Genomic DNA, 24,958 nt, shown 5'->3' on the forward strand with positions numbered 1-24,958 from the left:
GTGGGTCTAACCTAGAGCCTGCTAACTAGCTGTTCGTAAAAGCTCCACAGTTTTCGCTGTCATCAGAATCGAAAAAGCCAACCAGTGCCAACCTCGCAAGGTCTCAGCCAGCCGCTCATAGTCTCGCGCCAGCCTGCGAAACCGGGATGTCCAGGCAAACGAACGTTCCACCACCCAACGCTTCGGCAGCAGCACGAATCCTCGTTTGGCCCCTTCCACCTTGACCACACACAGGGCGATGCCTTCCGCCTCTGCCGCTTGTGCCGCTTCCTCCCCAGTGTAACCCTGATCCACAAAGGCCACTTCCACCTGCTCCCCCGTCACTTCCTGCACCTGTTGACTGAGGGCTCCCACCTGGGCCCGTTCCTGTTCACTGGCCGCCGTTACTACCAGGGCCAGCAGATGCCCCAGGGTATCTACCGCCAGGTGAACTTTGCTTCCCTTGCGTCGTTTGTACCCATCGTATCCGGCCCGCTCCCCACTTTGCGGGGTGGACTGTAGGGTGCGAGCATCGTAGATGGCAGCGCTGGGATGGGCGGCTTTGCCCTGGAGCATTCGCAGGGTCATGCGCAGGTCGTGTACCAGGTCTTCGAAGACCCCCCGGTTCATCCAGCGGTAGGCTTGCGCCTGAACGATATGGGGGGGTGGGAAGTCGTGGGGCAGGTAGTCCCACTGAGCACCGGTTCGAACCATCCAGCGCAGGGCGTTGAACACTTCGCGCAGGTCGTACTTGCGCTGGGGTGCTTCCAGCGGGGCGAGGGTCAAATAGGGCAGCACCAGAGCCCATTCCTCATCACGGACGTCCGATGGGTAAGCACGGCGGTTCATGCTCTAAACATAACTGCAGTGCCTGATTTGGGTAAGGTGGTTTGTAGATTCTAGGGTGCGATGGAGTCTGCCCGGCCCTACCTATTGAAAATGAACACGCCCACCGACCCGCTCAAACGCTTTGAGGAAGCCCCTCCAAAGAGCCGCGAAGCCCTGCTCAAGCTATGGGCTGCGCTGGGGCCCCGTGTGCGTACCGCCGACCCCGCACGCTACTACGCTGTGCAGGAAGCGCTCGAGCTCGATATACCTTTCTCGGTGCTGGCGCTGTACGTGTTTCGAGAATGCCGCCGGGCCCTTGAAGACAACCCCCTGCAGGAGCGCCTGGCCGAGTAGGCAGCCTACAACGAGCCCAGCCTGTGCGCGCCCAAGAACAGAACAGCCGCCAACAACACCCCTAAAACCAAGCCCATCCCAACGCTCAACTTGCCTATCACCAGGCCTGCCAGCACCAACACCCCGCTGACCAGCCAGACCACCGCCACAGTCTTGGCTGGGTTCCGCAAGTAGAGCTGATCTAGTCGATCGTAGGTGTGATCCCGATCCCCGTCAAAGATGGGCCTGCCCCGCCGCCAGCGCCGGATAATACCCGCTGCGGTGTCGTACAGGGGGAAACCCACCATCACCAGCGCGGCCAGAAAGGTGGCCCCACCCTGGGCTGCCGCCATCAAGAGCAGCATAGCCAGTAGATAGCCAATGGATAGGCTGCCGCTATCACCCATAAAGGTCTTGGCCCGGGGGTAGTTCCAGAAGAGAAACCCCAGCAAGCTCGAGGCCAAAATTACGGCCAGCCCAGCCCCAGCAGGAATTGACCACAGCAAGATGGCAATTCCAAGCGCAGAGATGAGGGCATTGCCGGCGGCCAGGCCGTTCATGCCATCAATCAGGTTGATCGCGTTGGACATGAGCAGCACCAGCACCACCGCCAAACCCATCCCCCCCCATCCCAAAACCTCCCAGAAGTGCATACCCAGCGCAACCCCAGCCACCAACTCGGCCAGCAGACGCAGCCTGGGTGAAAGGCCGAAGCGATCATCCAGACCGCCCGTAATAGCTATAACCAGCAGTCCCAGCAAAGCCCAGCCAGCCACTACTTGGGTGTAATAGCCCCAAAGCAGCACAGAGGCCACTATCCCCACCCCACCAAAGCGCGGGGTGGGCAGGGTATGAATCTTGATGGCCCCCGGCCGGTCTACCACGCCCAGGTAACGGGCCAACGGCATGGATAACCCTACCAACACAACAGCGGTCAGTGTTACCAGCAAAGCCAACAACGGTTCATTCGGCATACACACCCTTCCACCATCTACAGATAGAGACATTCGCTGCCCCTCAGCATAGGGACTTTACCCCGCATGGCCTGTTTGTTTGCGGCAACAGTGCCCCTTTTACCGCCGTAACGTATTGCGTTACATCGCTAAAGTTTTTTAAAGGTTGACTTAACGTTAATCAGAAAAAACTCTTTCAATAGCCCCATATCGTTTGTAACGATATGGGGTTTGACAAAGCCCAGCGCTCCAACCCCAGAAAGGTAACACCTTTATTCAAGGAGCTTTTTCTGATGCGGCAACTGTCCTCCCTTTTACTGGTCGGGTTGTTGGCGGCCTGCTCAACCAATGAACAGGCGCCCTCCTCCACCACCAACCAGGCCCCCAGCCTACGCATTCTTAGTCCATCCAACGGGGCCAGCATAAGCGGTTCCGGTACGCGGGCCGAGGTAAGCGTCAGCGACGACAAGGCCGTAACCCGCCTGACCCGCCAGGTAAACGGCGGTTCCGAGCAGGACGTCGAGATACAGCCCACCCAGAGCGGTAACATCATCTTCTGGATTCCGCTGGTGAGCGGCAGCAACGCTGTGGTTATTAGGGCCTACGACGCTGAGGGCTTGAGCACCAGCGCCAGCCTGAACCTGCAGGTTGGTAGCCCAGGCAGTGGTGGTTCAGGTGGCGGTTCTTCTGGCACAGATTACGGCGGCTACACCCTGCCCAGCGGCCCCACCTACTACGTGGGCCCCGGCGGCAGCAACACCAACGACGGCTCCCGCGACCGCCCCTGGGCCACCCTCTCCTTCGCCGTCCAGCGGCTCAAGCCCGGCGATGTCCTGCGGGTGCTCCCAGGCTCCTACAACGAGTCCGTCCAGGTTACCGTCTCCGGTACCCCCAGCCAGCGCATCACCATCGCCTCCGATACCCGCTGGGGCGCCAAGTTGAACGCCCAGGGCAATCTCTTCGGTATTGATGTGCGCGGTAGCTACGTGGATATCGTAGGGTTTGAAGTTACCAACGCCACCAACAGCGGCATCATCAGCTGGGCCCCTTACAACCGCTTCCTCTTCAACCATGTCTACGGCATCCGCGCCCAGTGTGATTCAAATGGCGGGGCCGGCCTGAACATGAGCTCGCCCAACTCCTCGGATGGCGTAATACTGGGCAACCTGGCGCACGACATCGGCGACCTTTCGCAAGGGTTCTGCGTTCGCATCCACGGCATCTATCTGGGTGCGCCTCGAGGCATCATCCAGAACAACATTGTCTATCGGGCTCGCGGCAACGGCATCAACACCTGGCATGCCGTGACCGGGGCAGTCATTACCCACAACCTCTCCTTTGCCAATCTTTACTCGGGAATCTCGGTGGGCTCGGGCGACAACACCAACGGCAACCGGGCCGAGAACTTCCTGGTAGCCAACAACATCGTTGTCTATAACCCGCGTGGCATCAGGGAGGTAAACAACACCGGGGTCAATCGCTTTGTGAACAACCTGGTCTGGAACAACGAGGTCAACTGGATTTTACAGACCAGCACCCAGCAAGGCAGCCTTTCCCTCGACCCTGGTTTTGTAAACTACCGGCCCGATGGTAGCGGCAACTACGCCCTGCAAAGCACCAGCCCGGCCATCGATAAAGGCATTACCGAGCAGACCCCCAGCATCGACTTCCAGGCTAAGCCCCGCCTCCAGGGCAGCGCCCCCGACTTAGGGCCTTTTGAGGTGCGCTAGGGCCGGCTGGCATCCCGCAAGCGCACCACCCGGGCCTCCGAGGGCACCCCCCGGCCATCCAGCACATAAAGCTGGTAGTAGCCGGGGGTGGCCAGGTTGGGGCTCTGCGGGGCCGTCACCTGCAGGGTGTTGGGGCCCGTGCGGGTAAAGCTCAGCTCGATGAAGCGCTGGCCCATATTAAAGGCGTGGGTGACCGCCCCAAAGGCCACCAGGGTCACCCGCTCCACCACCGTGGCGGGCACATCGGTGTTCAGGGTAAAGCTCTGGCCGTAGCTAATCCGCTCCGGCGCGCTCTGCACCACCGGGCGGCTGGCCGGGCTGCCATCGGCATTGTGCAGGTAGGGCGGGTAGTAGATCTCGGCGTTGAGCTGGTTGACCTTCTGCAGAATGCCCTTGGTTTTGTCGCATTCTGGTGAGTTTGGGGGATCATCGCCTCCGGTGGCACCACCGCCCATGGTGATGATGGTGCCGTCGAGCAAGAGCAGGGCGGTGGAGTGGTAGGTGCGGGGGCACTGGGCCTCGGCGGCACGCTTGAAGGTCTCGGTAAGGGGCGACCAGATCTCGCTTTCGTAGACCGCGGTTGCGTTGCTGAAATTTACCCCATCCTCGTTCCCACCATTGACAAAGATGCGGCCGTCGGGCATCAGGGTGGCGTTGAGGTGGGTGCGCTTGTGGGCCATGGGGGCCACATCGCGCACCCAGACGCTCTGGTTGTTGGGGTTAAGTTCAATCACCTGAGCGGTCGCACCCCCCTGTTCGTCGGAAAAACCCACCCAGCCACCCCCCAGCACCAGAATTTTTCCCGGCTCATACATCACCGAGGAGCCGTAGTAGCGGTTGTATCTTTGGGGGGGGAATTGGTGTGTCCATGCGCCCGCACCGTTGGTGTCCAGGTAGTACCAGTTCTTGTAGCTGCCCGACAGGAAGACCTGGCCGTTGGGGGCCACGTGCACCCAGGGGTAGAAGTGCTCGATGCCCTTACCAAAAGAGGAAGCCCCGGTCAGGCGGCGCAGGGTGTTGGTAAAGGGGTTCCAGACGTCGGGGATATAGTTTTTGTCATTATCTATACCATCCCCATTGTGCTGGTCGGCGTTGCCGCCGATAATCAGCATCTCCTCGTTGGGCAGGGTGATCACACTGGGGTACCAGCGGCCCTGCTCCATGTCGCGGCCTGCACTCCAGGTGTTGGTGCTGGGGTCGAAGATGTTGGTGTGGGTGTGGCCGGCCGCGAATCCAAACTCGTCGCCGCTGGCACTGTAGTCGTAGCCCAGGTTGCCCCCGGCCATGTAGAGCTTGCCGTTGGCAGCCAGCACATAGCCCACACAGAAAAGGTCGGTGCGTTTGTTGTCGTAGCGGGCCTGGCTCTGGGCATCGGTGGGGGTGCCGGGCGTCCAGACAAACACCTGGGTGGAGGCGTGCTTGCTGTAGTCGCGGTAGTTATCACTCTGGCCCTTGCCCACCGGGTCGAGGCCGTGGAAGGTCATCACCCGGCCATCGGGCAGCAGGACGGCGTGGGTGGCTACGGTGGGCCAGGGCAGCTTGGGGCCGAAGTAGCCGATACTGGCCTTCTTGTGGCGCACAAACGCCGAAGGGGGCACAACCTGCTCGGGCTGGCCGGGGTAGGCCCAGCGCAGCTTGACGGCCCCCCGGGCGTCCCGGTTGTAGTACTCGAGCTTGAGGCGGTAGGTCTGGCCTGCCTGGAGGGAGATGGTGGCGCTGCGGCGGGTGAGGTTCTGGTCGAACCAGGCGCCGATCAGGAGCTGGTCGTTGACCCAGAGCCGCACCCCGTCGTCGGCCAGCACGGTGAAGGTGTAGGTGCCGCTGACCGGCGCTTCGATCAGGCCAATCCAGCGAATGCTAAAGGTATCGGGGCCCATGCCCGGCAGGGGTGGCTGGCCGGAGAAGGTGTGGTTAATGTCGGTCTCTATGCGCCGGGCGAAAAGACTCGTGAGATCGGGGTTGTCAAAGTACTCCACGTCCAGGCCATTGTCGGGGCTGGTCAGGGGGTGGATGTAGGGATTCTGGCCGGGGGGGCGGTCGTCGGTAAGGCTATAGCTGCTGGCAGTCTGGGTAAAGCCCGGCTCGCTGTAGGCAGGGGTCTCGGCCAGCACGGTGGCCGGGCTGGCGCTGCCCGCGGCGTTGTAGGGGGTGAGGCGGTAGGTGTAGGGGGTGCCGCTGCCCACCGCTGTATCGGTGTACTCGGTGGTGCTGGCGGGCAGGGTGCTGCTCAGGGTGACAAACTCGCCATCGCGGGCGCGGCGCTCCAGCACATAGCGGGCTACCCGCTGCGGGGCCGTCCAGCGCAGCACCACCCGGGGGGTGGCGTCGGCAGTGGCCTGAAAGCTGGCTGGGGTGTCAGGGGGAGCCAGGGGCCGTTCGGGGGTGGTGGCGTTCTGCTCGGCCGGGCCGCTTACAGCGGCGTTGTTGCGGGCGGTCAGGCGGTAGGTGTAGGTGGTGCTGTAGTCCACGTTTTCATCGGTGTAGTCGGTACTGGTAACCACACCCAGAACGGTGAAGGCTCCACCGTTTGTTTTGCGCTCGAGGACATAGTCCACCGCTCCTGCCACCGCCTCCCAGCGCAGCACCACCCGGGGGGTGGCGTCGGCAGTAGCCTGGAAGTTGGCAGGCGTTGCCGGGGGTCGGGTGGTATTACAGGCGGCTAGGCTGAGTACAGCTAGTACAAGTAAAAACCTTCCCGGAAGGGCCAATATCTCCTTCACTCACCACCTCGCACATGCACACTTGCTTTACCGCCGCTCCCCGCGGCAATTGAGTACAACCCTAGGCCTGGGGTACGGTGGCCGGCCCCTGTTCCTCTTTCGGCTCGTAGGTCTGTTGGATCAGGGACTTTTCCCAACCCAGGTAGTACTGTTTGACAATCTCCGAGCTGGCCCCTTCGGTGAGGTACTTAACGTTGGAGTACATGGCCGCCCGGTAGTCGCGCACCCTGCCGCTCTGCAGGGCCTCGATAACCTGCTGGATGCCTTGCTCCACCGTCCACTGCGGCTCAAAGCCCAAGACATTGCGAATTTTGGAGAAATCGACACGGTAGTTGCGCCGATCCCCATCGCGACCCGAGTCGATCAACTCAGCGTCGGGCACCAGCTTCTTGACCAGCTCCCCCACCATGCCCAGGGTCATGTTGCCCTCGTTGCTGCCCACATTAAAGGTTTCGTTGTGCACACGCTCTTTGGGGGCCTCCACAACCAGCATGACCGCGCGCGCGGCATCATCTACGTGCACAAAAGGCCGCCACTGGTCGCCCCCAAACACGGTGATCTTCTTGTCCACCACCGCCTTGGCCGTAAGCAGGTTAACCACCAGGTCGAAGCGGGTGCGGCCCGAGAGGCCATAAATGGTACCAAAGCGCAGGATCACCACCGAGAAATCGTCGCTCTGGAGCTGGCGCAGCACCTGTTCGGAAGCAATTTTGCTGCGGGCATACAGCGAGACTGGATTGAGATTGCTGCGCTCGTCCAGCACCAAGTCGCTGGCACCGTACACCGAGCAGGTGCTGGCGAAGATAAAGCGCCGCACGCGCATGCCCTTGGCAATCTCGGCGATGGTGCGGGTGGCCACCAGGTTAATCTCGATGGTGAGGTTTTCATCCAGGGCACAGGCCGGATCACCTACCAGCCCCCCCAGGTGCACCACGGTGTCCACCCCGCGCATGGCCTCCACCACCTTGTCCACCTGGCGGAAGTCGGCCTGGATGATTTCCAGGTTGGGGTGGTGCAGCACGTGTGCTATGGGTTCCTTGCCAAACAAGAGTAGGTCGAGCAGGCGCACCCGGTAGCCGCGCTCGAGCAGCCGCGGCAGCAACCCCGAACCGATATAGCCGGCCCCACCAATCACCAGCACGATGCGCTCATCGCTGATCAGGGGCGGGATGGGCTGGGCCCTGGCCCTGCGCCGGGCCTCGACATTGTCCCAGTAGTGCACCCAGGCCCTCGAGGCCAGGGTCAGGCCAAGGGTCAAGAATCCGCTGGCAAACAGCACCGAGCGCGGAGGGTCTACCAGCGGTAGCATAAACACCGCAAAGCCAAAGATGAGGTAAGTCAGCGTTACCGCCTGGGCCACCACCAGCATCTTGTAGCGGCTCTGGTAGGCCCGACCGCGGGTATAAAACCCGCTGGCGGCAAATACCACAAAGGCAACGACCATCAGAATGCCCACGTTCTTGCCGTAAATTTGCGCATAAGCCCCCAGCAGCGCCGCATCGGCAGCACCGCGGTAGGCCCACAGCAGGTGAATCACCATGGCCACAGCAAAGCTGCCGGCCACCATGAGCTGGTCGGCCAGTACCCGCAAAATCACATCGGCGGTAAAGCGCAATTCCTTTAAATGAACCATCCTTGCTCCCTCCCTAAACCGAGGCCTGTTCCATTACCCGTTCAACTGCATCGGCGGTGGCTTGCATGTGGGCCTGGCCCAGGGTGGGGTGCACCAGGAACATCAGTGAGGTTTCGCCCAGTGCCCGGGCCACCGGCAAGCGCTCGGCCGGCTGCCAGCCCCGCCGGGTAAAGGCTTTCTCGAGGTAAATCTCACTGCAGCTGCCGCTCATGCAGGGAATGCCCATCTCGCTGACGGTCTGCATAATGCGATCGCGGCTCCAGTCGGGCTTGAGCCGCTCGGGGCGCACATACACGTAGTACTTGTAGTAGGCGTGGTACAGGTGGGCGGGTACTTCGGGCACCCGCAGGGCCGGAATCTGGCGGAAGCGCTCGCTCAGGTAGTGGGCGTTGGCCCGGCGCTTTTCGACCCAGCCATCCAGCTTGCGCAGAATCACCCGGCCAATGGCCGACTGCACCTCGAGCATCCGCCAGTTGGTGCCGAAGTCTTCGTGTAGCCAGCGGAAGCCGGGGGGGTGCTGGCGGTTGTAGACCGCGTCGTAGCTCTTGCCGTGGTCTTTGAAGCTCCAGGCCTTGCTCCAGAGTTCATCGTCGTTGAGGGTGAGCATCCCCCCCTCGCCGCCGGTGGTGAGAATTTTGTCCTGGCAAAACGACCAGGCCCCGGCATGGCCAATCGAGCCCACGCTCCGGCCTTTGTACTTGGCCCCATGGGCCTGGGCACAGTCCTCGATGACCCAGAGGTTGTGCTTGCGGGCCAGCTCCATGATGGGATCCATATCCGCCGGCCAGCCGGCCAGGTGCACCACGATGATGGCCTTGGTGCGGGGGGTGATGGCCCGCTCGATGGTCTCGGCGGTAATCAGGCCGCTCTCGGGGTCTACATCGGCAAAAACAGGCCTTGCTCCACGCATCACCGCCGCGCTGGCCGAGGCAATGAAGGTGCGGGGGGTGGTAATAACCTCGTCGCCCTCGCCCACCCCCATGGCGTAAAGGGCCAGCTCGAGCGCCACCGTACCGTTGTGCAGGGCAATGGCGTGTTTGGTTCCGACATAGTCGGCAAATTCACGTTCGAACAGGCGGCCCTCCTGGCCCGTCCAGTAGTTCACTTTTCCCGACTGGAGCACCTTTGTAGCAGCTTCGATCTCGTCTGGCTCAAAGTGGGGCCATGGTGCAAAAGGCACTGTAATGAAGGGTTCTTTTAGCATCTACGTGCTCCTTCGAGGTGGCTTCCTCCGAAAATATGCTTCAAAGTCTAGTCCAGGCCTCGTTATGATCGCGTTATTCGACAGGAATCCCCTCTGCTAAAGGCAGCATAGAACGCGTTAACTTGGGTAGCGGGTTATTAATAGCACGCAACTCTCGCGTAACGATGGGTATAACGCCGTCCAAAAAAGAAGGGCTCGAGGGTACCCTCGAGCCCCAGAAAAACCATCGCTACTTCTTGCTACCGTCGGTGTGGTACTTCAGCACGAAGATGTCCTCGAGCCCCTGGTTGGTGTAGCCGTCCAAAGCCCCCTTGCTCCAGCCGGTCAGGTAGAGGTCGCTGCCGTGCAGGGTGACGGCCAGGGCGATCTCATCCTGGGCGCTGCCCTCCTGGCGGGCCCAGCCCCTGTCACCGTTGGCCAGGTACTGCAGGATGAAGACATCCTTCAGCCCCTGGTAGGTTGCGCCGGTATCCACCGCCTGGTTCACCTCGCCCACCAGGTAGACATTCCCCGAGGCGTCGGCCACCATGCCGTAGGGGCTGATTTTGATATTGGTGGGCGTATCATCCGGGCTGTACTGCCTGCGCCAGATTTCGGCACCGCTGCTGTCAAATTTGGTTACAAACAGGTCGGTACCACCGTTGTAGGTAAAGCCCGGCTCATACCCTCCGGCCACATAGCCGGCCACGTAGACAGCCGACCCCTGCACCACCACCGCACTGGCCCCATCGTCGGAGGGTGTGCCGAACTGCTGGAGCCACTGCTGGGTTCCGCTCCCATCGTACTTGACCACAAAAGCGTCGGTTCCACCCTGGTAAGTCCCGCCGGACAGGATCCCGCGGGCAAACCCTGCAGCGTATACCGCACCGGAGGCATCCACGGCCACTGAGGTAATCTGGTCGTCGCCGGTCGAGCCCAACTGCCGGGCCCATTGCAAGGCTAGGCTGGTGTTGTACTTGTACAAAACGGCGTCCTCTCCACCGGCGTTGGTTCCACCCGGCGCGGTTCCGGCGGTATAGCCGCCCACATACACATCGCTACCCACCACCGCCACGCTGGTAAGACCGTTCTCTACGTTCAGAGTGCTTTCGTCCAGCTTGATCGAGTCCAGCCTTGCCCCATTCGGGCCTAGCTTGAGGATAAAGCCCTTGAAGGCGTTGCTGCTGGAAACATATGCACTGCCCACCACGTAGATATTACCGGCAGCATCGGTGGCCACCCCTTTGGCCTGCGACTCCGCGTTGGGAGAGGTGTTGGGATCGCCCACGGTGAACTGCTTGACCCACAGACGGCTGCCGTTGGGTGCATACTTGGCCACCACCACATCCGGGAAGGCCAGGGCGAGCGTGCCCACCTCATCACCCAACACTTCTTTAGAGAGGCCCGCCACAATCACATTGCCCTGGGCATCGGTGGTGATGGCGTTGCCTATATCGGTTGCACTAGAGGCCAGCCACTTGGTGTAGGGGCTGCACTCCACCACCAGATCAGTCACGTTGGCCCCATTCACAATCACGCTGCTGGGGGTGACGGTGCAGGTCTGGGCCGGGCTGGTGGGCTGGGTCTGTACGCTCACGCTGTAGGTACCGTTCTGTACAGGGGTATTGAAGGTGAAGGAGCCGTTGCTGGTGATGGTTTTGGTCTGCGAACCCAGGGCCAGCACCAGGCCCGAACCGTTCAGGTAGCGCACCTCCCCGCCCACGGTGTAGGTAGGAATGGCGGTTACATTCAGGGTGGCGCTGCCCTCCTTACCCCCAGCCTTGGCCTTGATGGTAGCGGTACCGACCGCAACCGCCGTGGCCAAGCCGCTGCTATTCACCGTGGCTACCGATGTGTTGCTCGACTCCCAGGTAAAGGTAACACCGGAAATCACATTGCCGTTCGCATCCTTGGCCACCGCGTTGAACTGCTGGGTCTGGCCCACCGGCTTGCTGGCAGTAGCCGGGGTCACCTCAATGGTCTCGATGGGCGGTGGCGATGGGTTGGTCACGGTAAAAGTGGCGCTACCCTCCTTGCCCCCGGCCTTGGCCTTGATGGTAGCGGTACCGACCGCAACCGCCGTGGCCAAGCCGCTGCTATTCACCGTGGCTACCGATGTGTTGCTCGACTCCCAGGTAAAGGTAACACCGGAAATCACATTGCCGTTCGCATCCTTGGCCACCGCGTTGAACTGCTGGGTCTGGCCCACCGGCTTGCTGGCGGTCGCTGGGGTGACTTCGATGGTGTTAATGCTAGGCGCCCCACCTCCCCCGCAGGCAGCCAGGAACAGCGCGGCTAATAGTAGTAAAAACCAGCGATAGGTCATGAAGTACCTCCTTGGAGTTTGGATCTGGGTGATCCTAGGCCCTGAGTATAGCCATAAAAAATGGGTTGAAAATGCTCGTTGGCACCGTAAGAAACGGCCGTGACCCAGGGGCTTAACGCCGCTCAAGCCCGGCTCGCCAATCTCCATCCAGCCACCCAGCCAGGCGCTTTTAACACGGCCAGCAACCTACAAACCAAACGCCTGGCCGATTGACCAGAAAAGTACTGGCGGTTAACGCCCCGATAACGATGCAGTTTACTCAGCCTGTCTTTGTTCGGCCCAATCCAGCCTATGGGCAAGATGCTCAAAAACAGCAATATTAACCGGCCCTACCAGGTTTCCACGCTTCTTGCGTCCAGGAATTACAACCTGCGTCCGAGCTGGGGTAGCCAGTTGGTTATGGTCAGAATACACTTTCCAAAAAACCGCCCTGAACTATGGGCCACAGAGGGATCAGCGGCCTGCTGAGACAAAAGCACCAGGATTGGCGGTAGGCCAACTCCTCACCCAAGCGGCGCAGGTTGTCCTGCAAATTAACAGGGATGTTGGCCCTCCAGTGCCGGGGGTGCAGCAAAATTTCCACAAACGGAAGACCGGCGTGGATGGCCTCGAGGGGGTTGCCGTCCAGCCATAGGTTGGGGTAGGCCCCATCAGAAAAACGCTGGGTGTAGTGTTGCAGCAAGACCAGATCGTAGGCCTCGAGCTCAATACCCAGCTCTTCACGCAGGCCTCGGTCTTGCAGCAGTTCGTGGTTGATCACCCCCAACCGGCGGTTGAGCCAGTCGCCGTGCGAGGCCACCGTGTGCAGGGGCAGACCGGTGAGGGCCTTTATCCTGCGGTAGTTCTCTGCGAACAAAGCCCGGATGGCAGGCATATGGGCCTCGACCTCGGCACGGCTTTTGAGGCGGTGGCGTTTAGCGTAGGTAGCGATCTCTTCGTAGTGGTAGCTGGCCTCGCTGCCTGCGGCGTGAATCTCCTGCATCAGATTCACATGCAGGGTGGAGAGTCGAAAGTAAAACGAGGCCTGCACACCCATTTCGCGCACAACCCGCCACAAAGCCCGTGTGGTACGCAGGTCAGTATCAATGTCCAGCCGCAAAACCAGGTATGGGCCATCCTGAAGCTGCCCGGCCTTGATCTTTTCCCAGATGGAAGCGATGGAGTGCACCTGGTAGCCCTGGGCCAGGGCCTGCTCGAGCAAACTGTGCAGTTCATGCACCCGACTGGGGAGTAAAAAGTCGGAGTAAAAGCGATGCCAACCTGACCGCAAAGCCTGCTGAAGTTTGAGAGACTTTGAAGGTGTTGAAGGTGCCTGCATACTCAACTCAACGCTCCCTCGAGCAGCTGACGGTACAACTGTACCAGTGCCTGTGCATTTCGGCTGGCATCGTAATAGTGGTAGACGTGCTGCCGCAAGCGCTCACCCCGGGCCTGGGCCTCCAGCGGGTTGCTCCGCACCTGGGCGATGGCCGCCAGAATCGCTGCCGGGCTGATCTCCTCGAGGCGGTAACCGGTCTCGGGGGTCACAATTTCGGGTGTACCCCCCCGGTTGCTGGCGATCACCGGCAGACCCACCGCACCGGCTTCCACCACCACCGTGGGCAATCCTTCGCGGTAGGAGGGCAGGATGAGCGCATCGGCAGCGGCCATGTAGCGGCGTACCACCGCATTGGGTTGCTGGCCCAATAAAATACGCTGCGTTCGAGAAGTACCCCCCAGACCATCACGCAGCGGCCCATCGCCGATAAATACAGCCAGCACCCCCTCATCGTCGAGTTGACGCAAGGCTTCGGAGAGCTCGAGCACCCCCTTGTACTGCACCAGCGTGCCCACAAACAGCAAGACAAAGCGATCCTGGGGAAGGCCAAGCTGAGAGCGAAGCGCTGTTTTGTCGGGATTTTCTTGTATTGGCGGCAGTCTGAGGCCCACCCGGTGGGTCAGCACCGGGCGCTGGGTGCGGGCCTGGGCTTTTTGACGGATTCCATCGCTTACCGCCAGAATCAGGTCGGCCTGGGCCAGCACCCGCTCGTAGTATTTACGGTAACGGGGGCTCTGCTCGGGGTAGGTGTTGGCGTCGTCGCCGTGCAGCGTAACCACCAGCGGCTTCTTCCAGCGGCGCTTGAGTAAAAGACCCAGGGTTCCCTCGGGATGGGCGAAGTGGGCGTGGATCAGATCGCAGGGATGCGCTGGCAGCGAGAAGACTTTTAATCGGTGCGGCCACCCCCAAAGATTTTCATTCGGGAAGGCCAGGTAGCGAGGACGCAACACCCGAACACCCTCCACGTCATACCGATTGGGAATCTGGGCATAGGCCCGCCAGTTTGGTTTGAGCCGGGCCATTCCCGGCAGTACCAGCGGTATGGGCGCGTGCACGTCTACCTGCACCCCCAGGCGCTGTAGCTCCAGGGCCTGGGTCTGCACAAAAATACAGGCCGAAGGGTGTACATTCGAAGGGAAATCAGGGCTTAGAAACAACACGCGCATAGCTGCCACCTCGAACCATCATGGCCAGACCGTGTAGAAGCGCAATGGTTAGCCAGAGGTACTTGCGCTCCAGAATCCCTAAAAATGCCCCCTGAATCAGGTAGGCCAGGAGACAGGCTTTGAGGATCAGAATCAGATCTGGATGCACTGCCTGCCGTAAGCTTACCTGCAGCAACACCCACATCCAGGCCAGAAATATACCCAGTCCTATAAGACCCACCTCGCTAACGAGCTCGAGGTAGATGTTGTGAGCGCCCCGGCCATCGGTGATGTAGTAGGTGTCGATGGACTCGAGGTCAGACTCAGCGGCAATCCCCTGTCCAAACAAAGTTGTAAAGGTGCCCAGTCCATGTCCAAAAATGAGATTTTGTTGTGCAATGTACCATCCAACCGTCCAAATAGCGGTTCGACCTGCCCCCCCATCCTCGGCTGCCGAGGTAATGCGGGAGGTCAGGAACTGGTTGACCGCTGGCAGCTGAAACAGCGCCAGGCCCACCAAGCCAAAGGTCACACCCAGCGAAAGAAACTGCCGCCAACCCAGGCGGGGCAGCACCACCAGCGCCAGGGTAATTATGATGGCTACCCAAGCACTGCGGGTGCCCGAAAGCACCACCGCTAAAGTGCACAAGGCAAAGCAAAGCATGCTATACCAGCGCATCCAGGGGCTTTTTGTGGTCAACCACAGCCCCACTGCTATCAGGGAACCCAACAAAACCACTGCCGCAAAATCGGCGGCATCTGCTGCTCCCGTAAAGGTAGTGCGGCTCAACGGATTACGCAGATAGTTGAAGATGCCCTGTAGCGCAGCAATACTGGCCCCCAGCGAGTAAAAGAACAGCGTAGGCTGTAGAGTATTGGGCCGCACCATAATAAAAAAAGCGATGGCCAAGGCCCCCACCAGTTGCTGAGCCAGGGCCTGCAGCTTGTCCCAAGTAGCTGATGGGTCGGCCGACCAAAAATAGCTCAAACATGCCCAAAAAAGCAGTACCACCGCGAGTATAGAAATTCGCAATCGAGGAATATACCGCCATGTGAGAACCAGGGCCGGAAACCAGGCGATTTTCGGGCGCCTGATCTGAAAAACCAAAGAAAGCAAAAATAAACCCAGTAGCGCCTTGGATAAGGTGAACACCCCTTCGATAGCAAAAACTCCCTCGAGCGGCAGGCTAAAAGTGTATAGGTACAGCAAAATTTGTGGGAAGGCCAGCCAAGACCACAAAGGGAACAACAAGGCCGCCGTTACTGGCGCAACCAGTCTCATATCAAACCTTCCTTTCTGAGTTCTTTGGCAGTAAAAAACAGGACTATAGCGCCTAATAATACTGTTAGGCCCAACAGGCTCCAGCCGGCAACCCAGTGGGTAAGCCCCCAAAGCAGCAGCAAAGCCGGCAGGTTGAGCCAGACGTACCTGCGCAGACTTCGCCCAAAATCGGCCCAGCGTGCCCCGGCTGCGCGGAAAAATAGGGCCAGTGACATTCCAGCCACCAGGGCACTGCTCGAGGCGAACAAAAAGACTGCCCAGTACATCTGCTGGGTGGCAATACCCAAGTAGATGGCTCCCATGCGCAAGGCCAGTTCGAAGACAGTAAAAACCAGCAAGGTTTGCTGCCATTCCCTAACAGTTAGCAAAGTGGAAAGGGGCTGGGCCACAATGGAAAGAAGCAGGTATGGCGCCAGCAACCGGGCATACACCCCGGCTTCGTACCAGTTGGGCCCAAAAATCAGAGGGAAGGCCTGGGGCGAGACCACAAACAATGCACCAAATATCGGCAACCCCACCGCTATCAGCATGGTGGCAGTTCGGACAGTGAGCTGGGCCAGCTCGGGGGTCTCGCGGGCTGCGGCAGCACGAGCAAAAAAAACCTGCCCAATGGACTGGGCCACCAGGGTTACCGGAATGGTGGTAAGGCGGTAACTCAGGCTAAACTGACCCATCGCAGCAGTGCCGAAAAAAGCGGTCAACAAAATAAATGGTAGGTGAAAGCTGGCCGCCGTTAGCAAAGCCGCGCTGGTACCAAAAACCAGGAAACTCCGGTAGCGGCGGGCCGTCTGTTGCAAGGTGTGCCAGGTGATGCCCTCGAGGCTCCGGGGCCACAAACGCCACAAAGCCTGAACCCCCCCCAAGCGCCCGAAGACGTCGCCCAGTAAAAGCCCCGCTGGCCCCTTAACAAGCAGCCCCAGGGCCACCTGGGTCAAAGCCTGCCATAAGCCTTGCTGAAACTTGGTCTGGGCCAGTACGCCAAAGCGCTGTAACCGCAAGGCCCACATACTGCCCGATTGCATAAGGGCTATGCAAGCCAGCCCCACCCCCACTAGGGCCGCGAACCAGCCTGGGATTGGAACACCCAACCACACCGATAAGACATCCCGAAAAAACCAAAAAAACCCACCTATCAGCAGGCTCAAGCCCAGGCCAACGCCCACTGCAATTAGCAAAAGCCCACGGGCTTCTCGCTCCTCTTTGGGTAGCTGGATGGCCTGCTCGTAGCGAAGGTTGATCACCACTGCGGCCAAAGAAAGGATGGAGCCATACAAGGCCCACCAGCCAAAATCTTCCGGCTTATATACACGGGTCAGAAGGGGCTGTACCAGAACGACCAGACCCTGGCCCAGCACCGTACTGCTGGCCAGCAGGGCCGCGTTCCCCACAAAAGACGTTTGCGTCAGAAAACTTTTGATCCGGGTCATATAAGGCCGTGAGGATTTCGGTTTTGCCCCGGCTCAGGAGCACTTCTGCCTCAATGGTACACAGCTTAGTTGCGGGCACTGGTTCTTCTGCGTAACCCCAAGCGTTAATCTCTTGTAGAAGGAGTTATTTCTGGGGGCGTTGGGTTGTTTTCGCTGGCATTCGTGCGGTAATACGGTTAGGCTGAATCCGCAGGGGCCGGGCTGGCCAAAAGGTGGGGTTTCCCGGCCATTAGGTTCGGCTGAGAACTCGAGGAAACACAATGAGAAGCACATCCAGCATCAATGATTTCGATCGCTTACTCTTGAGCTTTAGCCGCTACATGTGGGTATTGCTAGGGGTTTCGGTGTTAATTGCAGTAGTAGCTTACCTGCTGAGTGTATCCCAGCCACGTGTCTACGAAGCCTCGGCCCGTTTGCTCTCAGCCCAGCCGGTTGAACTAGGTTCTACTATCAGCACACCGCGGTTCCAGCCCCTCGCCGCAGCCGCCTACCGCGAAGCTGCCTACGGAACGCTGGTACTGGAGCAGATGAACCGTCGCTTTCCTGGCGTATTACCAAACGAAGTAGCGAAAGTGCGAGAAAAATTGCGTATCCGCTCTATCGAGACGGTAGGCTCGAGTTCCACTGTTTTTGTATTGAGCGCTCGTGATAACGATCCCCAACGCTCGGCAAACTTAGCCAACGCCTGGGCTGAAGCCCTGCGCACCTGGGAAGAAGCCCTGATTCGAGACAACTTCAAACGCGCCAGCATTTCGCTAGAAAACCGGATCCGTTGGGTAGATATTCAAATTTCGCAGGCTAACAACCGCACAGACCAAACCGTGCTGCGTGAGCTACGCACCAGCCTCGAACGTGAGCTAGGAATCATACGCTCGCTGGAAAACAGCGCCACCGGCCAGCTCTCACTCCTAGCCCAGGCCGAAGTACCCACCGAGGCCATCTGGCCGCGTCCTTTGCTCACCGCAGGCATTGCTGCCATCTCTACCCTGTTGCTCGGATTTATCCTGCTGGCCGTTCGAGACCGGTTGTTAGGCCCCACCGGGTAGCTGCAAAAGCATTCTTATGCCCTCCGGCGGCGAACCAACCTGACCGCAGGGATACGCGTTCTTCAGCGAGCGTAGCGAGGGGTGGGCTCGAGGATGCAAAAAGCTGGCCTCTGATGGTCTTTACCCTGGATAATACCGGATTCGGTTAGTTCGTTACCGAATGGTGGCGAACTAACCCGACCGAAGGGAGTGCTCTAGGATTCAAAAAGATAGCCTCTTAATGTTTTTGTGTTTGGAGATTATGTTTTTGAATCCGGTATAACTATCTTTCTGAATCCGGTAATTGAGGTACCTGGGCCAAAAATCCACCACAGATCCGGGGATGGTTGTGTTGTCCAGAGGCAAATGGCTATATTGGTGTACCACGTGTATTCGCTTGATAATCGTTGTGGTGCTTATGAGAAAACAATCCATTGCCCCCCATATCCCTCAACCATCGGTTAGGCATATCAGCCTGATCTGGGTGGTGGCATTCCTGGTTGTTTTGCTTGCGGCCTGCATTACCAGTTCTCAGCACAACACCCCAATCCCCAGCCCGGACACCTCGTATGGCTTGTTCAGCATTCCCAGCGGCCCCACCTACTACGTGGGCCCCGGCGGCAGCAACACCAACGACGGCTCCCGCGACCGCCCCTGGGCCACCCTCTCCTTCGCCGTCCAGCGGCTCAAGCCCGGCGACGTCCTGCGGGTGCTCCCAGGCTCCTACAACGAGTCCGTCCAGGTTACCGTCTCCGGTACCCCCAGCCAGCGCATCACCATCGCCTCCGATACCCGCTGGGGCGCCAAGTTGAACGCCCAGGGCAATCTCTTCGGTATTGATGTGCGCGGTAGCTACGTGGATATCGTAGGGTTTGAAGTTACCAACGCCACCAACAGCGGCATCATCAGCTGGGCCCCTTACAACCGCTTCCTCTTCAACCATATCTACGGCATCCGTGCCCAGTGTGACACCAACGGTGGGGCGGGGATTAACGCCAGCCAGCCCAACGCCAGCAACACCAGCATTTTGAGCAACCTGGTGCATGATATAGGCGATCTTGCCGCAGGCCCCTGCACCCGCATCCACGGCATCTACCAAGGAAGCCCCAAAGGCATCATTCAGAACAATATTATCTACCGCGCCCGGGGCTTTGGCATCACCACCTGGCAGGCCGCTACGGCTGTGGTGATGACCCATAACCTCTCCTTCGCCAACCTGTACGGCGGCATCTCGGTGGGCTCGGGCGAAAATACCCTCGGCAACAAAGCTGAAAACTTCCTGGTGGCCAACAACATTGTGGTGGGCAACCCCCGCGGCATCAGCGAGGAAAACAACACCGGGGTTAACCGATTTTTGAACAACCTGGTCTGGAACAACGCCACCAACTGGGCTCTGCTCACCAGCAGCCAGCAAAACAGCCTGAACGAAGATCCCCGCTTTGTTCAATTCAAAGCCGATGGCTCCGGCAACTACTATCTGAGCAACGATAGCCCAGCCATTGACAAAGGCATTCGTGAGGCTGCACCTGGCTTTGATTTCATGGGCCACCCCCGCATCCTGGGGATAGCCCCCGACCTTGGCCCCATAGAAACCCGCTAAATACCGTTACCTGCCGACCTCTCATGAAGCGTTGAGTTCACATACCTAGAGGTGAATCTGTAACGGTCATTGCGTCAAAAAAACCTGGCCGGAAGCATAAAACTAACTACACTACGTAAGATGAGCAAGCTATATACGGAAGTCGCAAATGGTGCGGCGCGCGCACCTAGTTCGCAAAGACGGCACTCACCAGGCCCAGCCAGCGCTGGCCAGGAAAACTTCCACCATCTCAGAACTGCCTCACCGGAGGTTGTGTGCGCTTCCTGTTTCTAACCCAGTACTTCCCCCCGGAAATTGGGGCAGCCCAGGTACGGCTGGCCTCGGTCATCCGCGAGCTGGTGCGGTTAGGGCATCAGGTAGAGGTGCTAACGGCCATGCCCAATTACCCCACCGGGCATGTGTTTGATGGTTACCGCGGCAAACTCTGGCTCGAGGAAGACTGGGAAGGGGTGCGGGTGGTACGCACCTGGATCTACCCGGCCATGGGCACCGGCCCCAAGCGGCTGCTTAACTACTTTAGCTTTGTGCTGAGCGCGCTGGGTGGACTGCTAAAGGTTCAAAAACCCGATTACATCTTTGTGGAATCGCCGCCTCTGTTCCTGAGCCTGACCGGCTACCTGGCCTCGAGGCGCTTTGGCGTGCCTTTTATCTTCAACATAGCCGATCTCTGGCCGGACTCGGTGCGCCAGCTCGGCCTGATGAAGGAAGGCCTTTTGCTGCGCCTGGCCGAAGGTCTGGAGGGCTGGAGCTACCGCCAGGCCCACTTCATCACCGCGGTGACCGAGGGCATCCAGAAGGTCTTGCTGGAAGAGAAAAAGGTGCCCCCGCACAAGGTGCTCTACCTGCCCAACGGTGTGGATACCGATCTCTTCAAACCCCTGCCGCCCGACCTGGCCCTGGCGCGAGAGCTGGGCCTCGAGGGCAAAAAGGTGATCCTGTATGCCGGCAACCACGGCTACGCCCACGGCCTGGAGGTGGCCCTGCAGGCCGCCCGGCTCCTGACCGACCCGCAGGTGGTGCTGGTGCTCATCGGCGACGGCTCGGAGAAACCCCGCTTGAAGCAGCTGGCCCAGGAGATGGGGCTTGCCAATGTGCGCTTCCTGGATCCAAAGCCCCCCGCCTACATCGCCCGGCTTTATTCGCTGGCCGTGGCTGGCCTTTCCACCCTGCGCGACTCGCCGCTGTTCGAGATGACCCGCCCGGTCAAAATTTTTGCCGGTATGAGCTGCGCCAAGCCCATCCTGTATGCAGGGCAGGGAGAAGGAGCGCGGCTGATTGAGGGGGCTCGAGCCGGCCTGGTAAGCCTCCCTGAGGACGCCCCCACCCTGGCCCACAACATCACAATGCTGGTACAAAACCCCCACCTGGCCGAGCAATTAGGCCAGAACGGGCGGCGCTACGTGGAAACTCACCTGAGCTGGTCGGTGCTCATCGAAAACTGGCTGTACCAGCTTCAATCCCAGCAACCCAAGGCCGAAAAAGTTCCGGTGTAAGGAGAGCGTATGCAGACCGTTGTAGATCCCAAAACCCTTCTGTTACAGCGCATTGAGGACAAAACCGCCGTGGTGGGCGTGGTCGGCATGGGCTATGTGGGCCTGCCCTTTGCCGTGGAGAAGGCCAAGGTGGGCTACCGCGTGGTGGGCATCGACCGCAGCGCCAAGCGGGTGGCGATGATCAACCAAGGGCAGAACTATATCGGCGACGTCAAAGACGAGGAGCTGCGCGACCTGGTGGCCCAGGGCCTGATCCGGGCTACCACCGGTTTTGAAGTGGTGCCCGAGCTGGATGTGATCGTCATCGCCGTGCCCACCCCCCTGACCAAGAACCTGGTGCCCGATCTGCAGTACGTGGAGGGCGTGACCCGCGAAGTTGCCAAGTACCTGCGAAGGGGCCAGCTGGTGAGCCTCGAGTCCACCACCTACCCCGGCACCACCGAGGAGGTCATGCTGCCCATCCTGGAAGAGAGCGGCCTCAAGCTGAACCAGGACTTCTTCCTGGCCCACAGCCCCGAGCGGGTCGACCCCGGCAACGCCCGTTACACCACCAAGAACACCAACAAGGTGGTGGGCGGGGTGGGAAAGGAGAGCCTCGAGGTGGCGGTGGCTTTTTATAGCAAAACCATCCTCCATGTGGTGCCGGTGAGCAGCGCCAAGGCCGCGGAGATGGTCAAGGTCTTCGAAAACACCTTCCGGGCCGTGAACATCGCCCTGGTCAACGAGCTCACCCTGCTGTGCGACCGCATGGATCTGAACGTCTGGGAGGTGCTGGACGCCGCTTTTACCAAGCCCTTTGGCATCATGCCCTTCTACCCCGGCCCCGGCGTGGGCGGCCACTGCATCCCCCTCGACCCGCACTACCTGGAGTGGAAGGCCAAGGAGTACAACTTCAACACCCACTTCATCAACCTGGCGGGCGAGATCAACCGCAAGATGCCGGAGTTCACCGTGGACAAGGCCGCTCGCGTGCTGAGCCAGCACGGCAAGCCCCTGCGGGGGGCCAAGGTGGTGCTTTTGGGCATGGCCTACAAGGCCAACCTGGACGATTACCGCGAAAGCCCGGCCATCGAGGTCTTCAAGCTCCTGCAAAAGCGGGGGGCCGAGGTGGTCTTCCACGATAGCTGGACGCCCCACGTAGAGGAACACGGCTTTGTGGCCGACAGCGTGGAGCTAACCGACGAACTGCTGCAAAACGCCGACCTGGTGATCATCACCACCAACCACTCCAACGTGGACTACGCCCGCGTGGTGGCCCTGTCCAAAGCGGTGCTCGACACCCGCTACGCCACCCGGGGGATCAAAGCCGACAACGTGGTGCTGCTCTAGGGGGAAGTATGAAGAACTTTGCACTCATCGGCGCAGCGGGCTACATCGCCCCCCGCCACCTCAAGGCCATCAAGGACACCGGCCACCGGCTCGTCGCCGCGCTCGACCCCTTCGACTCGGTGGGCATCCTGGACTCTTACTTCCCCGAGGCCGAGTTCTTTACCCAGCCCGAGCTGTTCGAGGACTACCTTTACCGCCTGCGCGGCACCCCAATGCAGGTCGACTACGTGAGCATCGCCAGCCCCAACCACCTGCACAACGCCCATATCCGCATGGCCCTGAGGGCCGGGGCCGATGCCATCTGCGAGAAGCCGCTGGTGCTCCACCCCGAGGAGATCCGGGAGCTCAAAGACCTCGAGGCCGAGACCGGGCGGCGGGTCTGGACCATCCTGCAGCTTCGCACCCACGAGGCTTTGCAGAGCCTGCACGCCCGCCTGCAGGCCCAGCCTTCCCGCAAATACCAGCTCGACCTGACCTACATCACCAGCCGGGGCACCTGGTACCTGCGCAGCTGGAAGGGCCGCACCGAGCAGTCCGGGGGCCTGGCCACCAACATCGGGGTGCACTTCTTCGATATGCTCGCCTGGCTTTTTGGCAAGGTGGAGCAGGTGGAGGTGCACCGCCGCGACGAGACCGTGGCCGCGGGCTACCTCGAGCTCGAGCGGGCCCAGGTGCGCTGGTTCCTCTCGATCGACGTGAACTACGTACCTCCGGCCCTGCGGGCCCAGGGCAAGCGCACCTACCGCTCCATGCGCTTAGACGGTGAGGAAATCGAGTTCTCCGAGGGCTTTACCGAGCTGCACACCCGCGTCTACGAGCGCACCCTGGCCGGCCAGGGCTTCGGCCTCGAGGATACCTACGAGGCCATCGCCACCGTGGCCCGGATCCGCACCCTGCCCTTATCCGATCGCACCGCCACCATGCACCCCTTCCTTCAGACTGTCAAACAATAGCTATGGACTACTTCAAGCACGAGACCGCCATTGTGGATGAAGGCGCCCAGATTGGCCGCGGCACCAAGATCTGGCATTTTTGCCATATCAGCGCCAAAGCCGTCATCGGGGAGAACTGCACCCTGGGGCAAAACGTGTATGTGGCCAACAACGTGATCATCGGCAACGGGGTCAAGATCCAGAACAACGTCTCGGTCTACGAGGGGGTGATTCTGGAAGACTACGTGTTTTGCGGCCCCAGCATGGTCTTTACCAACGTGCTAACCCCGCGCAGCGAGTTTCCCCGCAACACCTCCGCCGACTACGGCCGCATCCTGGTCAAGCGCGGGGCCAGCATCGGGGCCAACGCCACCATCGTGACCGGCGTAACCCTGCACGAAGGGGCGTTTGTGGCGGCGGGGGCGGTGGTCACCAAGGACGTACCGGCCTACGCCATCGTGGCCGGTGTGCCGGCCCGCATCATCGGCTGGATGAGCGCCTACGGCGACCGCCTGGACTTCAGCCAAAGCGACACCGTAACCGACTCCCAGGGGCATGTCTACCAGAAGGTGGGCCCCCTCGAAGTACGGAGGATTAAGTGAGCACCCTGACCCAGATTCCCATCCTCGACCTGAAGGCAGAGGTAGACGAGCTGTGGGAGGAGCTCAACGCGGCCATCCAGCGGGTTTTGCGCTCGACCCAGTTCATCCTGGGGCCCGAGGTGCAAGAGCTCGAGCAGCAGCTCGCGCAGTACCTGGGGGTTAAACACGCCGTGGCCCTGAACTCCGGCACCGATGCCCTGATCATCGGCCTGCGGGCCCTGGGGGTGGGGCCTGGGGACGAGGTGATCACCAGCCCCTTTACCTTTTTCGCCACCGCCGAGGCCATCAGCCTCCTGGGGGCCCGGCCGGTCTTTGTGGACATCGACCCCCAGAGCTTCAACCTCGATCCTGCCGGGCTCGAGGCCGCTATCTCCCCCCAGACCAAGGCCATCGTCCCGGTGCACCTGTACGGGAATCCAGCGGACATGCGCCGGATTCTGGAGATTGCCCAGCGGTACGGGCTAAAGGTGCTGGAAGACTGCGCCCAGTCCTTTGGTGCGCGCTACGAGCCCCTGGGCCGCTTTACCGGAACTTTGGGCCACGCCGGGGCTTTTTCCTTCTTCCCCTCCAAAAACCTGGGGGCCTACGGCGACGGGGGCCTGCTGGTCACAGACGACGAGAGCATCGCCGAGCAGGCCCGGATGCTGCGGGCCCACGGCTCGCGCAAGAAGTACTACAACGAACAGGTGGGCTACAACTCGCGGCTGGACACCCTGCAGGCCGCCATCCTGCTGGTCAAGCTACCCCACCTCGAGCGCTACAACCAGGCCCGGCGGGCCATTGCGGAGCGCTACAACCAGGGCCTGGCCGGCCTCGAGGGCCTCCTCACCCCGGCCCTGACCCCGGGGCACGTCTTCCACCAGTACACCGTGCGGATTCTGGGCAACCGGCGCGATGCGGTACAGAACCGGCTGGCCCAGCTGGGCATCGGCACCATGGTCTACTACCCGGTGCCCCTGCACAAGCTGCCCATCTACCAGCCCCTGGGGCTGCACCTGCCCGAAAGCGAGCGGGCCGCCGCCGAGGTGCTCTCGCTGCCGATCTGGCCGCAGATGCAGCCGGAAACCCAGCAGGCCGTGATTGAAGCCGTGCGAGCCGCCTTGCAGGGCTAGATCGAGGG

At 60.5% G+C, this 24,958-nt stretch carries 19 protein-coding genes; 9 read left to right on the forward strand and 10 right to left on the reverse strand.

The window, feature by feature from the left end; translation table 11 throughout:
• Nucleotides 1-21: 21 nt before the first annotated feature.
• Complete coding sequence (locus MTAI_RS12590) at nt 22-828, reverse strand: IS5 family transposase (RefSeq protein ID WP_119342530.1); 807 nt, start codon at nt 826-828, stop codon at nt 22-24.
• Between the two features lie 90 nt (nt 829-918).
• Here MTAI_RS12590 and MTAI_RS12595 point away from each other — a divergent pair, with 90 nt between their 5' ends.
• The gene (locus tag MTAI_RS12595; RefSeq protein WP_245453118.1) at nt 919-1,161 is read left to right on the forward strand and encodes a hypothetical protein; all 243 of its coding nucleotides are present in this window, start codon (nt 919-921) and stop codon (nt 1,159-1,161) included.
• 5 nt (nt 1,162-1,166) lie between these two features.
• On the opposite strand, the gene MTAI_RS12600 is transcribed toward MTAI_RS12595, so the two are convergent.
• Entirely contained in the window at nt 1,167-2,048 is an 882-nt protein-coding gene (locus MTAI_RS12600) for a glycosyltransferase family 4 protein (RefSeq protein ID WP_223299767.1), read from the reverse strand.
• A 338-nt stretch (nt 2,049-2,386) separates the two neighbouring features.
• Here MTAI_RS12600 and MTAI_RS12605 point away from each other — a divergent pair, with 338 nt between their 5' ends.
• Entirely contained in the window at nt 2,387-3,823 is a 1,437-nt protein-coding gene (locus MTAI_RS12605; protein ID WP_187388555.1) for a right-handed parallel beta-helix repeat-containing protein, read from the forward strand.
• On the opposite strand, the gene MTAI_RS12610 is transcribed toward MTAI_RS12605, so the two are convergent.
• The 8 genes from MTAI_RS12610 to MTAI_RS12645 form a co-directional block, all read right to left on the reverse strand.
• Nucleotides 3,820-6,543, reverse strand: coding sequence for a galactose oxidase-like domain-containing protein (locus MTAI_RS12610; protein WP_027887663.1), 2,724 nt, complete (start codon nt 6,541-6,543; stop codon nt 3,820-3,822). The two genes, MTAI_RS12605 and MTAI_RS12610, sit on opposite strands and share 4 nt — an antisense overlap.
• Nucleotides 6,544-6,604: 61 nt before the next feature.
• On the reverse strand, nt 6,605-8,176 hold the full coding sequence (locus MTAI_RS12615; protein ID WP_027887664.1) for an NAD-dependent epimerase/dehydratase family protein: 1,572 nt from the start codon (nt 8,174-8,176) through the stop codon (nt 6,605-6,607).
• A gap of 13 nt (nt 8,177-8,189) precedes the next feature.
• On the reverse strand, nt 8,190-9,380 hold the full coding sequence (locus tag MTAI_RS12620; protein ID WP_027887665.1) for a DegT/DnrJ/EryC1/StrS family aminotransferase: 1,191 nt from the start codon (nt 9,378-9,380) through the stop codon (nt 8,190-8,192).
• 229 nt (nt 9,381-9,609) lie between these two features.
• Complete coding sequence (locus MTAI_RS12625; RefSeq protein ID WP_063843419.1) at nt 9,610-11,685, reverse strand: Ig-like domain-containing protein; 2,076 nt, start codon at nt 11,683-11,685, stop codon at nt 9,610-9,612.
• 403 nt (nt 11,686-12,088) lie between these two features.
• On the reverse strand, nt 12,089-12,904 hold the full coding sequence (locus MTAI_RS12630) for a hypothetical protein (RefSeq protein WP_223299766.1): 816 nt from the start codon (nt 12,902-12,904) through the stop codon (nt 12,089-12,091).
• A gap of 101 nt (nt 12,905-13,005) precedes the next feature.
• Nucleotides 13,006-14,169 carry a glycosyltransferase gene (locus tag MTAI_RS12635; RefSeq protein WP_027887668.1) on the reverse strand — a complete coding sequence of 388 codons (1,164 nt, stop codon included), beginning with the start codon at nt 14,167-14,169 and terminating at the stop codon, nt 13,006-13,008.
• Nucleotides 14,144-15,136, reverse strand: coding sequence for an O-antigen ligase family protein (locus tag MTAI_RS12640; protein WP_223299770.1), 993 nt, complete (start codon nt 15,134-15,136; stop codon nt 14,144-14,146). Before MTAI_RS12640 ends, MTAI_RS12635 begins: the two co-directional genes overlap by 26 nt.
• Before the next feature lie 290 nt (nt 15,137-15,426).
• Nucleotides 15,427-16,857 (reverse strand): lipopolysaccharide biosynthesis protein, encoded by a 1,431-nt coding sequence (locus tag MTAI_RS12645; protein ID WP_027887670.1) that lies wholly within the window; start codon nt 16,855-16,857, stop codon nt 15,427-15,429.
• Nucleotides 16,858-17,117: 260 nt separating this feature from the next.
• Here MTAI_RS12645 and MTAI_RS12650 point away from each other — a divergent pair, with 260 nt between their 5' ends.
• From MTAI_RS12650 to MTAI_RS12680, 7 genes are all read left to right on the forward strand, one after another.
• Nucleotides 17,118-17,903, forward strand: coding sequence for a GumC domain-containing protein (locus tag MTAI_RS12650; protein WP_122959143.1), 786 nt, complete (start codon nt 17,118-17,120; stop codon nt 17,901-17,903).
• Nucleotides 17,904-18,489: 586 nt separating this feature from the next.
• On the forward strand, nt 18,490-19,482 hold the full coding sequence (locus MTAI_RS12655; protein ID WP_376738254.1) for a choice-of-anchor Q domain-containing protein: 993 nt from the start codon (nt 18,490-18,492) through the stop codon (nt 19,480-19,482).
• A gap of 254 nt (nt 19,483-19,736) precedes the next feature.
• On the forward strand, nt 19,737-20,975 hold the full coding sequence (locus tag MTAI_RS12660) for a glycosyltransferase family 4 protein (protein WP_027887673.1): 1,239 nt from the start codon (nt 19,737-19,739) through the stop codon (nt 20,973-20,975).
• A 9-nt stretch (nt 20,976-20,984) separates the two neighbouring features.
• Nucleotides 20,985-22,304 (forward strand): nucleotide sugar dehydrogenase, encoded by a 1,320-nt coding sequence (locus MTAI_RS12665; protein ID WP_027887674.1) that lies wholly within the window; start codon nt 20,985-20,987, stop codon nt 22,302-22,304.
• A gap of 8 nt (nt 22,305-22,312) precedes the next feature.
• Nucleotides 22,313-23,257: a Gfo/Idh/MocA family protein gene (locus tag MTAI_RS12670; protein WP_027887675.1), complete on the forward strand. Its 945-nt coding sequence runs from the start codon at nt 22,313-22,315 to the stop codon at nt 23,255-23,257.
• A gap of 2 nt (nt 23,258-23,259) precedes the next feature.
• On the forward strand, nt 23,260-23,838 hold the full coding sequence (locus MTAI_RS12675; RefSeq protein ID WP_027887676.1) for an acyltransferase: 579 nt from the start codon (nt 23,260-23,262) through the stop codon (nt 23,836-23,838).
• On the forward strand, nt 23,835-24,950 hold the full coding sequence (locus tag MTAI_RS12680; protein WP_027887677.1) for a DegT/DnrJ/EryC1/StrS family aminotransferase: 1,116 nt from the start codon (nt 23,835-23,837) through the stop codon (nt 24,948-24,950). Before MTAI_RS12675 ends, MTAI_RS12680 begins: the two co-directional genes overlap by 4 nt.
• The last annotated feature ends 8 nt before the right edge of the window (nt 24,951-24,958 follow it).

The organism is Meiothermus taiwanensis WR-220, from assembly GCF_003568585.1.
Taxonomy (GTDB): domain Bacteria; phylum Deinococcota; class Deinococci; order Deinococcales; family Thermaceae; genus Meiothermus; species Meiothermus taiwanensis.